This is a genomic window from Gluconobacter cerevisiae (assembly GCF_015244675.1).
Lineage (GTDB): Bacteria > Pseudomonadota > Alphaproteobacteria > Acetobacterales > Acetobacteraceae > Gluconobacter > Gluconobacter cerevisiae.
Genome location: NZ_JABCQO010000001.1, coordinates 578,010 through 592,389, shown reverse-complemented (window position 1 = coordinate 592,389; position 14,380 = coordinate 578,010). Strand labels below are relative to the sequence as shown.

Below are 14,380 nucleotides of genomic sequence, written 5' to 3'. Positions count from 1 at the left end.
TTCTCAGCCTGCGCTTTTCTTTGCGGCCACACGGCGCTTGAGGGCTTCGAACTCGTTTTCCACGACGGCATCGGTTTCAAGGGCCGCGAGTTCCTCCTGAAGTGTTGGATGGCCGGTGCGGCGGCCCAGATCATACGCCTCTGCCTTGCCTTCCAGCTCATCAAGAGCGCGTTCGACCTGATCGAAGCGGTTCAGTGTATCGTCGATGCGGGTGTCGTAGAGTTTTTCGCGGGTTTTCAGGCGGCCCTGTGCGGTGCGGGCGCGGATGGAGAGTGCCTTTTCGCGGGATTTGGCATCGGCGATCTTGGCCTGAAGTTTGGAGATGTCGTCGTTCTGCTGGTCCAGCCCGTCCGAGATCTGGGCGATCTGCTGTTCCAGTGCTTCGCGCGACTGTTCCACGCTGTGGCGGGCGGCGAGGGCTGCGCGGGCGAGATCGTCGCGGTCCCGTTCGATGGCGAGACCGGCCTTGCGGTGCCATTCGTCTTCTTCGTGCATCATGGTGCGCACGCGGCGTTCGAGCTGTTTGCGTTCGGCGATCGTGCGGACGGCCTGACTGCGGACCTCGACCAGCGTGTCTTCCATTTCCTGAATGACCAGACGGATCATTTTCTGCGGGTCCTCGGCATTGGCGAGAATCGCATTCAGATTGGAGTTCACGATATCGGCGAGGCGAGAAAAAATACCCATGATGCTTTCCTTCCTGTTGAAGAGACTTAGGACAGATCCCTGCTCTTGTCAGTGATGCTGTTTTGGGGGTGTTATGAACTGAAGACCTGAACGGGGGCGTGAGAGACCATAAAATGGCGAGAAGCACCGATATCGACGAGGTGCCGACCCCGATCGGGCGGGCTCCGGCATTTCTGGGGATGCTGGATCAGGTCTCCCGTCTGGCGCCCCTGCGGCGTCCGGTTCTGGTGATCGGAGAGCGCGGGACCGGCAAGGAACTGGTGGCGGCGCGTCTGGCTCTGCTGTCTGACCGGTGGGACCGGCCGCTGGTGAAGCTTAACTGCGCGGCGCTGCCCGAGGCGCTTCTGGACAGCGAACTGTTCGGCCATGAGGCGGGGGCGTTCACCGGCGCGCAGAAGCGGCGTCTGTCGCGCTTTGAGCGGGCGGACGGGGGCACGATGTTTCTGGATGAGATCGGCACTGCGTCTCAGGCTGTACAGGAAAAGCTGTTGCGCGTGATTGAATATGGCAGCTTCGAGCGTGTGGGTGGTAGCGAGACCATCCGGGTGGATGTGCGGCTGATCGGGGCGACCAATGCGGATCTGCCCGCCATGGCGCGGGAAGGGCGTTTCCGGGCGGATCTGCTGGACCGGTTGGCCTTCGATGTTGTGAACATTCCGCCGTTGCGGGCGCGTCCGGAGGATATTTCCCTGCTGGCCGAGCATTTTGCTACCCGCATGAGTGCGGAGCTTGGGTGGAAGGTGTTTGCGGGGTTCACGGAGCGTGCGCTGGAGCGGTTGCAGGCCTATGACTGGCCCGGCAACGTCCGCGAGTTGCGCAACGTGGTGGAGCGCAGCGTTTACAGGATGGACCGGCCGGAAAAGACGCTGGATGAGATCGTGCTGGACCCGTTCGTCGTGCCGGACTGGAAGGGCGTGCAGGTTCAGCGCGTCGTGCCGGCGGTGCCTGCGGTTGCGTCGGCTGAGGGAGGGGCGCTGACGTTCCCGCGTGATTTCGGGGCGGATGTCAGGACGCATGAGCGCAGTCTGCTGGAAGCTGCTTTGCGCGAGGCGCAGTTTAGCCAGCGGCGCGCGGCAGAATTGCTGGGTCTGACCTACTATCAGTTCCGCCATCATCTGCGGCTGCACGGGCTGGCCGACAAAGAGGCGCGGAAGGCGCTTGGCGTGAAAGAGTGAGGGCGTATCCATGAAAGTCTATCATGCATGAACCGTGCCAGATGATGTGAAGGAGGCTTTATATGATGTGTGTTTGGCTTTTGGAGTTTTTAAAAATGGCATAATGAGCCATTTTGTGAGGTTGTGGGCCAGTTTCTGTTGTGGGGTGAGTTGTTCCTGGCATTGACAGATTTTTGGGGATTTCTATAGCTTTTTGGTCGTTTTCGGTTCTTGGATGGTCAGGGCTGCGCTCTGTCCCGACGTATAGATGAGGTTCCGTGTCAGATATTTTCCTGAAACGTCAGGCCTCTCTACGGCGTGGTATTGATTTCAGTCAGGCGCGCTGTCTGGAAATCGGCGCCCTGACGACGCCTGTCCTCACGCGTGGGGACAGCGACGTTCTTTACGCAGATCGGGTGGATACGGAAGGGCTGTTGCGTCAGTTCGCCTGGGACCCCGGTGTGAGTCGTGACAATCTGGTTCCCGTGGATGTGGTCTGGCTGGATCGTCCCTTGAAGGACTGCGTGGACGGGCTGTTTGATCTGGTTGTTGCGTCGCATGTGGGAGAACATGTTCCAGATCTGATCGGCTGGCTGCGCGAAGCGTCCGAGGTTCTTGCGGAAGGCGGCGAGATCCGTCTGATGCTGCCGGATGCCCGCTTTTCGTTCGATGCGCTGCGGGAACTGACCCGGCCGTCGGATCTGCTGGTGGCGTGGATGCAGAAACGGCGGACGCCTGATCCGCGCGATATTCTTGATTTTGCGTTGAACAAGGTGCGCGATTCCGATGTGCGCTGTCAGGATTTTCATGATGGTCTGGCGCTGCCGGGCGAGATGAAGGCCCAGTATTCTCTGGAGGAGGCTCTGGATTGGGTACGGCCTGCGTTGTCCGATCCTTCACATTATGTGGATGTGCATTGCTGGGTTCTGACGCCCCGGCATTTTGCGACGCTGATGGTTCCTCTGGTGCGGGAAGGTATTCTGGAGCTGGCCTGCGCAGGATTTGAGGATACAGCGCCTCCGGGCTTCGAATTCGGGGTGTTTTTCAGGGTTGAGCCGGATGTGGAGCGGCGCGTGGAAAGCTGGGAGCGTATGGCGCAGCAGGCGGCTGATCCGCTGCCGGGGTCGGCTGCGGCACGACAAATGGAAGAAGTTGCTTCACACATCGAAGCCCCACAGGGCTGGCGAAATCGCCTGATGGCGTTGCCGGGTATGGCAAGGCTTGGACGCTCTGTGAAGCAGCGGGTTCTGAACTGAGGAAATGGCTTTAACGACGGCCTATTAATACAAAATAAAAAAGTTATATCAAATAAAATAGTTTATTTTTGGGGTGTGTGCGCCTATCTCTCTGGGCAGGCCGCCTGAGCGGTCGGACTGATCTGGACACAGGCAGGTGCGACACATGTCTCTTTCACGAACGGAACTGGATCATCTTCGGCAGGTCCCGGAAGACCGGATTTTGCAGGAGACGCTGACACGGCTGCACGGGCGTGTGGCTGTTGTCTCGTCTTTCGGGGCGGAGTCGGCGGTTCTGCTGGATCTGGTGGCGCAGGTCGATCCATCCGTGCCGGTGTTCTTTCTGGATACGAAGCGGCATTTTCCAGAGACGCTGGAGTATCGCGACGGGCTTGTCCGCAGTCTGGGTCTGTCCGACGTGCGTAGTCTCTCGCCTACGTTCAAAGCGTTGCATGACCGTGATCCGCAGGACCAGTTGGCTGCGTTCGATCCGGATGCGTGCTGTGCGCTGCGCAAAGTCGAGCCGCTGGATCTGGTGCTGCCTGATTTCGATGTCTGGATTACGGGGCGCAAGCGCAGCCAGTCCACTACCCGCACGGCACTGCCTGTTCTGGACCCGCAGCCTGATGGCAGCGTGAAGCTCAACCCGTTGGCAAGCTGGGGGCCGGCGCAGATCGAGGCGCAGATGCAGCGCCGGGATCTGCCGCGGCATCCACTGGTTGCAAAAGGTTACACCTCGATCGGTTGTGCTCCATGCACAAGGGCGGTCAAGGATGGTGAAGATGGACGGGCGGGCCGGTGGGCCGGTCTGGCCAAGACGGAATGCGGCATTCACAGGCCAGCATGACTACGGAGCGGATAATGACGCAGACACCGATCCTGTCGCGGGATCAGTCCACCACAAGCTTGGCACAACCGCGTATCATGGATGATCTGGATCAGCTTGAGGCCCAGAGCATTTTCATTCTGCGCGAGGCCTATCGCAAGCTGAAGCCCCTGTCCCTGCTGTGGTCGCTGGGCAAGGACAGCAATGTGATGGTGTGGCTGGCGCGCAAGGCGTTCATGGGGCGCGTGCCGTTCCCGGTCATGCATGTTGATACCGAGAAGAAATTCCCCGAAATGTATGCGTTTCGCGACGAATATACGAAGAAATGGGATCTCGACCTGCTGCTGGGCTACTGCCCGCCGGTTGAGGACATCGACCCGTCGCTTCCGCCTGCTGCCCGGTCTGCCGCGCGCAAGACGGCTGGTCTGGCCGCGATGATCGAGAAGAACAAGCTGCGTGGCGTTATTGCAGGTATCCGTCGTGATGAGCAGGCGACGCGGGCGAAAGAGCGCGTGTTCAGCCCGCGCGGTGCCGGGCATCGCTGGGACGTACGCAACCAGCCGCCCGAGTTCTGGGACCAGTATGCGACACCGTATGAAGACGGCATGCATATCCGTGTCCATCCGTTGCTGTCATGGCGCGAGATCGACATCTGGCGCTACATCGAGCGCGAGAACATCCCGCTTGTGGATCTGTATTTCGCAAAGGACGGCAAGCGGTATCGCTCGCTGGGCGATCAGGACATCACCAATCCGATCGAAAGCAATGCCTCCACCGTGGCGGAAGTGATTGCCGAACTGGAAACCAGCCGGACGTCTGAGCGTGCGGGGCGTGCGATGGATCATGAATCCGAAGACGTGTTCGAGCGTCTGCGTGTGGCGGGGTATCTGTGACAATGGGCGACAATATCGTGACCGGACAGTATTCCGAGACCCATCGTGCTGCGGCGACGCCCATCGTCATTGTCGGGCATGTCGATCATGGCAAGTCGTCCCTGATCGGGCGTCTGCTGTATGACACGGACAGCCTTCAGGACGGCAAGCTGGCGCAGATCGTCGAGAGCAGCCGCAAGCGTGGGCTGGCGGTGGAGTGGAGCTTCCTGCTCGATTCCCTTCAGATCGAGCGCGATCAGGGTGTGACGGTTGATTCGACGCGGATTCCGTTCCGTCTGGGATCGCGAGATTTTGTGATTGTCGATGCGCCGGGCCATCGTCAGTTCCTGCGTAACATGATTACCGGGGCCGCCGATGCGGAGGCCGCCGTTCTGGTCGTGGATGCCAAGGAAGGCGCGCAGGAGCAGACGCGGCGTCATGCCATGCTGCTGCGTCTGATCGGCATTCGTCATGTGATCGTGCTGCTCAACAAGTCCGATCTGCTGGGCTTTGAAGAAGCAAAGATTGTGCAGGTCGAGTCCGACGTGCGCCAGCTTCTGGGCCGTCTGGAAATCGAGGTTGAAGCTGTTGTTCCGGCATCAGCGCGCGATGGTGATAACATCGCCAGCCGTTCCGAACGTTCGCTCTGGTACAAGGGGCCGACGCTGGTGGAGGCGCTGGCCAATGTGCCGCCGCCGGCCTCGCGGGCTGCGTTGCCGTTCCGGATGCCGGTGCAGGACGTCTATCGTTTTGACGGCGTGCGCTATGTGGCGGGGCGGATCGAACGCGGAACCGTTCGCGCGGGCGATCGTCTGACGATCGGGGCGCAGGGGCAGGTTGCGACGGTTGCGGAAGTCTGCCGCTGGCATGCGCCGGAGCTTCCGGTTGCGGGTGCAGGCGAGTCCATCGCGCTGCGTCTGGAGCCGGATCTGGTTCCGGATCGGGGAGATCTGCTATTCCCGGCGGATGACAAGGCTGCGGCGCCGGAGCGTTCAGCCCGGATTCGCACGCGCCTGTTCTGGCTGCGCGGCGAGCCGCTGCGGGTGGGCGAGAGCTTCACGCTGCGTCTGGCGACCGCCGAGCATGACGTGACGGTGGCGTCCATTGATGCCGTGGTCGATCTGGAAGATCTGACCCTGCGTGAAGGCGACAGTGTGCCGCCGGATGGGTTTGCAGAAATCACGCTGGCGGCGTCCCATGCTGTGCTGTTCGATCCGTTCGCGCCGGGCTTTGGCGATGGACGTGGTGTTCTGGTGGATCGTTACCAGCGCATTGTTGGTGGCGCGCCGCTGATTGGTCCGGCTGAACTGGCGGACGGCGAACATGCCATTCATCCAACAGCCAGCCGTGTGTCCGCGGCCCGTCAGGTCCAGACGCGCGGCCACAAGAGCGGCGTGTTCTGGCTGACGGGGCTGCCGGGGTCGGGCAAGAGCACGGTGGCTCGGGCGGCAGAACTGGCGCTTTCGGAACAGGCGATCAATGCGACTGTTTTGGATGGGGACACGTTGCGGGCCGGTCTGTGCAGCGATCTTGGGTTCTCGCCAGAAGACCGCCGCGAAAACATCCGCCGTGCGGCGCATGTGGCGAAGATCCTGGCCGAAAGCGGACAGGTTGTGATCGTGGCACTGGTGTCTCCGCTTGAGGCGGACCGGGCGCAGGCGCGGCAGATCGTGGGCGAGAACTTCCATGAAGTCTTTGTCGATACACCGCTGGAAACCTGCGAAAAGCGGGACCCCAAGGGACTGTATGCGGCGGCGCGTTCGGGAAAAATTCTGGAGTTTACGGGCGTTTCCGCGCCTTACGAGGCGCCGGTATCGCCGGAGCTGCGTCTGGCGGCGGACCGTCCAGAGCACGATGCGGTCAATACCCTGACGGCGTTCATTCTGCGGATTGTCCAGCCGTAAGGCAGTGTTCTTGGTGAACGTGACATCAGACCCCCTTTCCGTTCGGGAAGGGGGTTTTTTCGTGTCTGGGGTAAGCAGGAGAGGACACGAAAAATTTCACGCAAAAAACGAAAACCATCACTTTTGTGATGTTACTTCCTCGATATGGAGCGTTAAAGAGGACGGATTGTTTACACAATAGTGGTCTGCGGCTTCGCGGCGGAAGGTTTTATGATGCAGGGCAGGAACGGGTCCATGAGGTTGAGCGGGAATGCTCTGACGAATTTCATTGCAACGATTTCGGCAACGGGCGGGCTGCTGTTCGGGTATGATACCGGCATCATTTCCTCCGCGCTGCTCCAACTCCGCAACGACTTCCATCTGGATACGCTGGGTGCGGAAGTCGTGACGTCGGCCATCATTCTGGGCGCTCTGATCGGGTGTCTGGTGGCGGGCGGTATTTCCGATCGGCTCGGACGCCGGCGGACGGTGATGATTGCGGCGGCGCTGTTCCTTGTTGGAACAATCATCGTGGCCTCGGCACAAAGCGTGGCCGTTCTGATCCTTGCCCGTCTCATTCTGGGGCTGGCGATTGGCGGTGCGTCGCAGATCGTGCCGATCTATATTGCTGAAATCTCCCCTCCCGAGCGTCGTGGACGGCTTGTCGTGGGCTTTCAGCTTGCGGTGGTGTCCGGCGTAACGATCTCCTTCATCACCGGCTATCTTCTGCGGGATTCGAGCTGGCGCATGATGTTCGGCATCGGGATGCTTCCTGCGTTAATCCTGTTTGTCGGCATGGCGTTTCTGCCCAATAGTCCGCGCTGGCTGGCTCTGAACGGCCAGACCGAAGAAGCCCGCATGGTTCTGCGTCGGGTGCGTGCGACCGATGAGATTGCGGATCGGGAACTGGACGGCATCCTCGAAAACCACGATGTGCAGGCGCCCTGGTCCGAACTGGCGAAGCCTTGGGTGCGGCCTGCGCTGACGGCCTCTGTGGGCATTGCGCTTCTGTGCCAGTTCACGGGCATCAATGCAGTCATGTATTACGCGCCGACTATTTTTGCCGATGCGGGTTTCGGACAGGATTCGGCGTTGCTGACATCCGTGGCCGTAGGTGTTGGCATGGTGTTCGCGACGGTATTTGGCGGCTGGGCCGTTGATACATGGGGACGCCGTACGCTGCTTTTACGGCTGCTGCCGGGAGCTGTGGTGGCGCTGGTCGTTCTGGGCACGGCGTTTGCGATGCATCTGACGGGCGGTGTCGGGGCGTGGATCACGGTAGCTGCTGTAATGGCCTACACCATTTTCAATACGGGCAGTCTGTCGGTCGCGATCTGGCTGGTGGGCGCGGAAGTCTATCCGCTGTCCTGCCGTAGCAAGGGCATGAGCCTTGTGGCGGGTGGGCACTGGGGCGCGGATCTGGTGATTTCGCTGACGACGCTGTCTTTGGTGCAGGTTCTGGGTGCGGGGTGGACGTTCTGGCTGTTTGCCGCCGTCAATGCCTTTGCGTTCTGGTTCGTGCTGCGTTATGTGCCCGAGACCAAGGGGCAGTCGCTTGAAGAACTGGAGCGGCGTCTGAAGAACGGGACATTTGCGCCTGTGGATCGCGCTGCGGCCCGGGCTGAAGCCCAGGCCCGCTAAGGCAGTCTCTGTAGTGGCCGTCCCTCAGGGGCGGCCAATGGATTGGTAATTGAATCCGGCCTCGCGCATGAGGTCGGGGCTCCAGATATTCCGCAGATCCGCTATGACGTTGCCGCGCATGGCGTCACGAAGGCGGAGCGGGTCGAGGGCGCGGAACATGTTCCATTCTGTCAGGACCACCACGAGATCGGCGTCTTGCGCGGCTGAGAGGGCGTCTTCGCAGTAGCGCACGCCGTCCGGCAGGAGTGAGCGAGCGGCGTCCATGCCTTCAGGGTCGAAAACCTGAAGGGTTGCGCCCGCGTCGTGCAAACGGGCGAGGATGGGCAGGGACGCGGCTTCGCGCATGTCGTCCGTATCGGGTTTGAAGGTCAGGCCGAGAATGCCGACCGTTTTGCCCTCAAGGGTTCCGCCCGCCTGTGTGATGATGCGTTCGGCCATGCCGGTTTTGCGGGCTTCGTTGATAGCGACCGTGGCTTCCACCAGTTGTGTTGGGGCGCCTGCGTCCTGTGCGATGGCGGTCAGGGCGCGGGTGTCCTTGGGGAAGCAGGAGCCGCCATAGCCCGGTCCGGGGCTGAGGAAGCGGCTGCCGATCCGCTGGTCGAGGCCCATACCGCGGGCGACGTCATGAATGTTGCCGCCGACCTTTTCGCACAGATCGGCCATTTCGTTGATGAAGGTGACTTTCATCGCGAGGAAGGCATTGGCGGCGTATTTGGTCAGTTCCGCTGTTTCCAGATCCGTCAGGACGATCGGGGCCTGAATGGCGGTGAGTGGGCGGTAGAGCTGTTCAATCAGGCTCTGCGCGCGACTGCCGCCATCCGGGCCAGAGCGGTCGATTCCGACGATGACCCGGTCCGGGCGCATGAAATCGTCGATCGCATTGCCTTCGCGCAGGAATTCAGGGTTGGAGGCGACGTCGAAGGTCAGGTCCGGGCGAGTCTGGCGCAGGATGCGGGCGACTTCGCGGCCCGTGCCGACGGGGACGGTCGATTTCGTGACGACCAGAAGGTCCGTCCGGGCGGCGCGGGCGATTTCTTCGGCGGCTGCATAGACATAGGTGAGGTCCGCATGGCCGTCGCCGCGTCGGGTGGGAGTGCCGACCGCGATGAACACGGCATCGGCGTTTTCCATGGCTGCGCCGAGGTCGTCTCCGAAGGTCAGGCGACCTGAGGCGACGTTGCTGCTGACGAGGGCGTCCAGTCCGGGTTCGTAGATGGGGATGCGCCCGTCATGGAGGGCTGCGAGCTTTTTCGGGTCCCGTTCCACGATGGCGACGTCTGCTCCGAACTCGGCGAAGCAGGCCCCCGAGACGAGACCGACATATCCGCCACCGACCATTGCAATACGCATCTCTGGACCCTCTCTTTTACGGTCCGATGTGCATAGCCGGGGGCAGGATGGGGTGCAAATCGGGCCTTAACGCGTGGGGCGGGCGCAGGCGTTCGAAGCCGCGAAACCCTGGAGAGCGGGAGGCAGGTTTGTGACTGCGTTTGAGTCCGCGAGCATGTTGCGTCCTGCCTTCGACCATTTGGCAAGGGAAAGGGTTGGAGCGTCGAAGGAGCCGCTGACGCGGACGGGAACGTCGAGCGCGAAGAAGCTCGTGGAGAAGGGGCGGCTTGCAAAGACGAGATCAAGCCATTTGCGCGGAAGGTCGAAATTTGCCTTGGCCGTGATCGTACCAGCGCCTGTCCGCAGACGGAGCGGGATGACGGTGCCGATGCCCTGATGCATCTGGAGGACGCCGAGCAGGCAGGTGATGGGGGTAGTGCCCTTGGCGTGTCGGAACAGCAGGCGCAGGTCCATCGAAGCAGCCTCGACGATTTCTTTTGCGATTTCACCTTTTTCCATGCTGACGGCTGCCGTCATGTCGGCCCTGCTCATGGCTTCGTTGAGGGTATGGACGTTTTTGGAACTGGCAGTGATGCGCAGGCTCAGACTCCCTTTGACCGGAACGGGGGCCAGACCGGCGACGCGACGCAGACGGTCAATATCGCCATGGGTCAGGGCGACATCGGCTGAGACGCGCGATGATTTTCCGTCGGCTTCGATCCGGCCATCGGCGCTGAGGGACGCGCCGATATAGTCCAGACGCAGGAGCGGAACTTCGATCCGGTTGGGGGTCTGGGCAGCCTGGATTCTGAGGTTTGTGAAACTGAGTTTGTTGTAGAGGAGCTGGCGGGCGGTCAGGTTGAAATGGACCAGCGGGTCTGGATCGGGTGGAGTGATGAGCAGAAGATCGGCGTGCAGGGTGGACGTGCCTTTTTTGCTGCCTTTCGAGCCCGAGGGGGCGAGAATGGGCATCAGGCCGTTGATGTCGAGGCGGTCGAAACCGGTCTTTGCCGTGACGTCATCGGGTTTGCCGTGGCTGCCTTCGATCAGGGTGAAGTCGCCGCTTTCCATTGTGCTGGTCTGGATGGTGCCGCGCGCCTTGGTGAAGTGCCAGTCATCGCCGGAATGGCTGAAATCGCCGGAGAGGCTGACGTTGACGGGAGCATGATCGCCCGTGATCCCGGCGACGCTGAACAATGTGTCGGATGTGAGGGTCGCGACGGTGGTGTGGCCTTCCACGCCTTCGAAATTCATTGGGTCCGTGAGGGTGCCTGTGAAGTCCGAAGTCATGTCGCCAGAGGTGACATGCGCGGTGGTGGCGTAGGGGCGTTCAGGCGTTTTGCGCAGGTCGTTGATAGGCTCCATTTCGGCGGAAATACTGACGGGAGTGTCATTATAGGCGCCGGTCAGGGTCATGGTGAACGGGGTGCTGTCGCTCATGGACGCGAAGGCGACCTTTTCAAGTGTGGTTTTGTAAGACGCGCCATTGGCCGAGCGATAGGTGACGTCGCTGTCGAGGATCGTGGCGTTGCGCAGGCCCGGCGCGTTGCCCAGATCGGGCGGAGCGTCAGCTTTGGCCTGCTCTTCGGGGGTGAAGGGCGCGCGAGGTTCGTTCTGATGGGGTCCGAAGCGCCAGTTGGGTAGATGGGCGGGTGTGCGCTCGAACAGGCCGGAGAATTTCGAAATGACGATATTGCGGGCTTCGGGCGGACCCCAGATCAGGGAGGTCAGGCGGATCTGTGCGGTGAAATGGCCGAGCGTCATCATCTGCGGTCGGGTGCCGCTGGCGATATTGGCGACGGAAATGTCGTCGGCTTCAATGGTCAGCCATGTTCCCGGATGGACGTGCAGGGCGCCGATATGGACGGTGCGGCCGAGCTTTTTCTCCAGCCGTGGCATGGCGAAAATGGCGAGGTCCCGATGGTCGATCCAGATCCATCCCGCTCCGAACAGGGCCAGAAGGAGAACGGTGAGGGACAGGATGGAAACCAGAAACCAGCGCAGCAAGAGGCAAGTCTTTCAGGACGTCTTCAGTGAGGCCGGACAATACCGGGAAGTTCTGTAAAGGGAAACTCTACGGTAAAAACCGAAGGATACAGAAAAGATCCCGGAAAATGCGGATGGAATAAAAAAGGCCATTGTTTTTTGATTTCGGGATGGGCGGGGGTGTTACTGGAAGGTGCTGCGGAACTTTTCGACGGCGTGCAGGGCGCAGGCCTCGTCCTTGTCACCGCCGGGGGCGCCGGAGACGCCCAGTCCGCCGAGAATGGTGTGGTCGGTTGCGCTGCGCAGGGTGACGCCGCCGGGGACGAACAGGACTTCGGGAATGGTGTTTAGGGCGCCGTTTGCGGGGCCGGTGACGCCTGCGGCGATGAGTTCGCTGGTCGTGTTTTTATGGAAAGCCAGACCGTAGGCATAGGCCGTGTAGGCTTTGCGATAGGAGACGGAGAGCGATTGCAGGGGGACCGTATCGCCTTTGACAACGGCCTGTTCATGGCCGGTTGTGTCCACGACGGTAGCGGTGACGGAATAGCCCTGTGCGGCGCAGAGGCGCACGGCTTCGGCGGCGAGGGCTGCGGCGGTTGCCCAGTCGAGTTTCTGACTGGTGACGATATGGGAGGGCGTTTGCGCGCGAGCGATGGGGTTCAGAAAGGCCGCGATGAGCGCTGCTGCGGACAGAACTGTTTTTGCGTTGGGGAGCATCAGCCGGTTCTCTCGTTGTGGAACGGGAAGCATGCTGTCTGCGGGGCGTGGGTCGCAATCGGGAATGCGGGAGTGCACGCAATGGTGTTGGGTAAAGGCCTCTCCCGGACCGGGGTCCGGGAGAGGGAAACAGGTCTGTTTTAGAACGCAGCCTGAATACGGGCTGCGACGGAGTTGCCCGTGCGACCGGCCGTGTTGGTGGCCTGGTTGCTGCGGGAGACGATGAAGTGGCTGTAGTCCACCTTAATGGCGAAATGACGGTTCGGGTACCAGTTCATGCCGCCGGTCCAGACGGTCTGCTGGCCGCCGCGGATGACGTTCTTGGCGTTCGCATCGTTGAGGCCGCTGTTGAGGTCGATGACGCTGTAATGGCCGACGACTTCAAGCGCGCCCCACTGGTTGAGGGCCGGATTGAATTCCTCGGAAGCCTTCACGCCCGGAGCACCGAATGCGCCTTCCTTGATGTTGTACATGCGCGGGTTGCCGAACAGGGTGTAGGCTGCGGAGCCGTACCAGCCCTGGAAGCCAGCGGATTTCAGGCCCGGACCCGAGCGTTGGACGCCAACGTGATAGTACTCGCCCTTGACGAGCAAGCGGCGCCAGCGCAGCCCGAGTTCCGGACCGGCGGCCCAGACTTCTGCGGCGTTGCTGATGGCGCCTGTTGCGGCGAGGTTGGCTTCGCCGATGTCAAACTCCGGACGCTGGCCGAAGGATGTGGAACGCGTGCAGTGGTTGGGGTCGGCACCCGTGTTGCAGGCCACCTTGAAGGCGGAAATCGCCGAGGCGCCGACATGCAGGTCCACGTCCTTGGTGACGATCGGACGGCCGGCGACGCGCAGGGTGGCGCCCGTCTGGCTGTCGACCGTCGTGCCGCTGCCGCCACCGTAATAGGTGGAGTTCATGTCAGACGCGTTGCGATGGCCCCATTCCTGGCCCGTGAAGTAACCGGCGATCCACCAGCGCTTCTCGTAATGCAGGCCGCCGACGCTGAAGCGGGCATCGCCTGCGGCGATGTTACGCACCATGTCGGTGATGCTCGGACGCTCGAGCGTGAAGAAGTCGTTGGAGCTTTCGGAATCTTCTTCCGTCACGCGCGGCTGGAAATAACCGACGGTCAGGATGGTGTTGTGAAGACCGGTGTAGTTCAGGTTGCCTTCATAGAGACCGACATAACCGTCGTTATGGTTGGCACCAAAGTCAGGCGTAACGGCTGCGACCCAGTTCTTGTAGCGGAACATGAACGGAATACGCAGGCGGCGCTGGTTGGTCGTGAAGCCGTTGAAGGCACCGCGTGCTTCGCCGGGGCGAGGGCCGGAATTGAAGAAGCCGCCGAAGTCTTCATGATAGGCGAGGCCGATCGAGAGGGCATAGGCACCGTCCGAGGACTGGATCGTCGGGCGGCCGTTCGGGAAGCCGACCTTGATGCCGCCGACGCTGACTTCTTCGTCCTGCGAGGTGGCGCGCTGGAAGTCGGCCCAGGAGGAGACGTCTGCGCGGTCTGATGGCGGACGGCCTTCATCAGCACCAGCCTTGGCAGGACGGACGCTGATAAACGGCTGTGCGGCTGTGCGCGGCTGTCCGATATAGCGGCCACGCTGGGCGTAGGGGTTATTTTCGGCTTCTTCCCGCTGGTGGGCCAGGACGGCGCGGGCGCGCTTCACTTCTTCAGCATGTTCTTTCTTCATGCTGGTGAGCTGGGCCTGCATGGCCTGGATCTGCCGTTCCATGATCTGCATCTGGTCGGCGGCCCGGGCGTGGCCACAAAGCGGGAGGAGGGAAACCAGGGTCGTTGTTGCCAAAAGACCCGTGGTCCGACGGAAAGAAAAAGCCATTGCTGCGGTGCGTCCTTCTGGGGAGGGCGTGTGTTCCGCAGTTCAGGTATCTGATTCGCATTTTGAAATAATGGGAAGGTTTCGTGACGAAGATATGACAGTTCCATGACGAAAGACGCGAAAAGCCCCGGAAAACAGGGAGTTCCGGATTTCATATGTCAGTTTTGTTGCGAAGGGCGCGCTGGCTGGGGGGCTGGGGCAGGAGGGGTGTGACATTT

11 protein-coding genes are annotated in these 14,380 nt (G+C 61.3%); 6 read left to right on the top strand and 5 right to left on the bottom strand.

All coding sequences use genetic code 11. From position 1 onward, the window contains the following. Positions 1-3 precede the first annotated feature (3 nt). Positions 4-687, bottom strand: coding sequence for a phage shock protein PspA (pspA, locus tag HKD21_RS02685; RefSeq protein WP_194254024.1), 684 nt, complete (start codon positions 685-687; stop codon positions 4-6). Positions 688-800: 113 nt separating this feature from the next. Between pspA and pspF the strand changes: the two genes are divergently transcribed. The 6 genes from pspF to HKD21_RS02655 all read left to right on the top strand — a co-directional run bounded on the left by pspF (position 801) and on the right by HKD21_RS02655 (position 8,298). Next, on the top strand, positions 801-1,862 hold the full coding sequence (pspF, locus tag HKD21_RS02680) for a phage shock protein operon transcriptional activator (RefSeq protein WP_194254023.1): 1,062 nt from the start codon (positions 801-803) through the stop codon (positions 1,860-1,862). Between the two features lie 257 nt (positions 1,863-2,119). Then, a complete protein-coding gene (locus tag HKD21_RS02675) occupies positions 2,120-3,097 on the top strand; it encodes a methyltransferase domain-containing protein (protein WP_194254022.1) in 978 nt (325 codons plus the stop codon). A 145-nt stretch (positions 3,098-3,242) separates the two neighbouring features. After that, positions 3,243-3,923 (top strand): phosphoadenylyl-sulfate reductase, encoded by a 681-nt coding sequence (locus HKD21_RS02670; RefSeq protein ID WP_194254021.1) that lies wholly within the window; start codon positions 3,243-3,245, stop codon positions 3,921-3,923. A 77-nt stretch (positions 3,924-4,000) separates the two neighbouring features. After that, entirely contained in the window at positions 4,001-4,795 is a 795-nt protein-coding gene (gene cysD, locus HKD21_RS02665) for a sulfate adenylyltransferase subunit CysD (RefSeq protein WP_194254110.1), read from the top strand. A gap of 2 nt (positions 4,796-4,797) precedes the next feature. Beyond that, complete coding sequence (cysC, locus tag HKD21_RS02660; protein ID WP_194254020.1) at positions 4,798-6,678, top strand: adenylyl-sulfate kinase; 1,881 nt, start codon at positions 4,798-4,800, stop codon at positions 6,676-6,678. Between the two features lie 234 nt (positions 6,679-6,912). After that, positions 6,913-8,298, top strand: a complete 1,386-nt coding sequence (locus HKD21_RS02655; protein ID WP_228120747.1) for a sugar porter family MFS transporter — start codon at positions 6,913-6,915, stop codon at positions 8,296-8,298. 24 nt (positions 8,299-8,322) lie between these two features. Here the strand turns inward: HKD21_RS02655 and HKD21_RS02650 are convergent, their stop codons facing one another. From HKD21_RS02650 to HKD21_RS02635, 4 genes are all read right to left on the bottom strand, one after another. Further along, positions 8,323-9,648 (bottom strand): UDP-glucose dehydrogenase family protein, encoded by a 1,326-nt coding sequence (locus HKD21_RS02650; protein ID WP_194254019.1) that lies wholly within the window; start codon positions 9,646-9,648, stop codon positions 8,323-8,325. Positions 9,649-9,714: 66 nt separating this feature from the next. After that, positions 9,715-11,634 (bottom strand): AsmA family protein, encoded by a 1,920-nt coding sequence (locus tag HKD21_RS02645; RefSeq protein WP_194254018.1) that lies wholly within the window; start codon positions 11,632-11,634, stop codon positions 9,715-9,717. Between the two features lie 162 nt (positions 11,635-11,796). Next, complete coding sequence (locus HKD21_RS02640) at positions 11,797-12,330, bottom strand: GlcG/HbpS family heme-binding protein (protein ID WP_194254017.1); 534 nt, start codon at positions 12,328-12,330, stop codon at positions 11,797-11,799. Between the two features lie 140 nt (positions 12,331-12,470). Then, positions 12,471-14,162 carry an OprO/OprP family phosphate-selective porin gene (locus HKD21_RS02635; protein ID WP_194254016.1) on the bottom strand — a complete coding sequence of 564 codons (1,692 nt, stop codon included), beginning with the start codon at positions 14,160-14,162 and terminating at the stop codon, positions 12,471-12,473. Positions 14,163-14,380: the final 218 nt, after the last annotated feature.

What these genes read in the sequence shown, in the direction of transcription:
- cysC (WP_194254020.1), top strand. Translation starts at nt 4,798, where the DNA reads ATGGGCGACAATATCGTGACCGGACAGTATTCCGAGACCCATCGTGCT.
- pspF (WP_194254023.1), top strand. Translation starts at nt 801, where the DNA reads ATGGCGAGAAGCACCGATATCGACGAGGTGCCGACCCCGATCGGGCGG.
- HKD21_RS02640 (WP_194254017.1), bottom strand. Translation starts at nt 12,330, where the DNA reads ATGCTCCCCAACGCAAAAACAGTTCTGTCCGCAGCAGCGCTCATCGCG.
- pspA (WP_194254024.1), bottom strand. Translation starts at nt 687, where the DNA reads ATGGGTATTTTTTCTCGCCTCGCCGATATCGTGAACTCCAATCTGAAT.
- HKD21_RS02635 (WP_194254016.1), bottom strand. Translation starts at nt 14,162, where the DNA reads ATGGCTTTTTCTTTCCGTCGGACCACGGGTCTTTTGGCAACAACGACC.
- cysD (WP_194254110.1), top strand. Translation starts at nt 4,001, where the DNA reads ATGGATGATCTGGATCAGCTTGAGGCCCAGAGCATTTTCATTCTGCGC.
- HKD21_RS02655 (WP_228120747.1), top strand. Translation starts at nt 6,913, where the DNA reads ATGAGGTTGAGCGGGAATGCTCTGACGAATTTCATTGCAACGATTTCG.
- HKD21_RS02650 (WP_194254019.1), bottom strand. Translation starts at nt 9,648, where the DNA reads ATGCGTATTGCAATGGTCGGTGGCGGATATGTCGGTCTCGTCTCGGGG.
- HKD21_RS02670 (WP_194254021.1), top strand. Translation starts at nt 3,243, where the DNA reads ATGTCTCTTTCACGAACGGAACTGGATCATCTTCGGCAGGTCCCGGAA.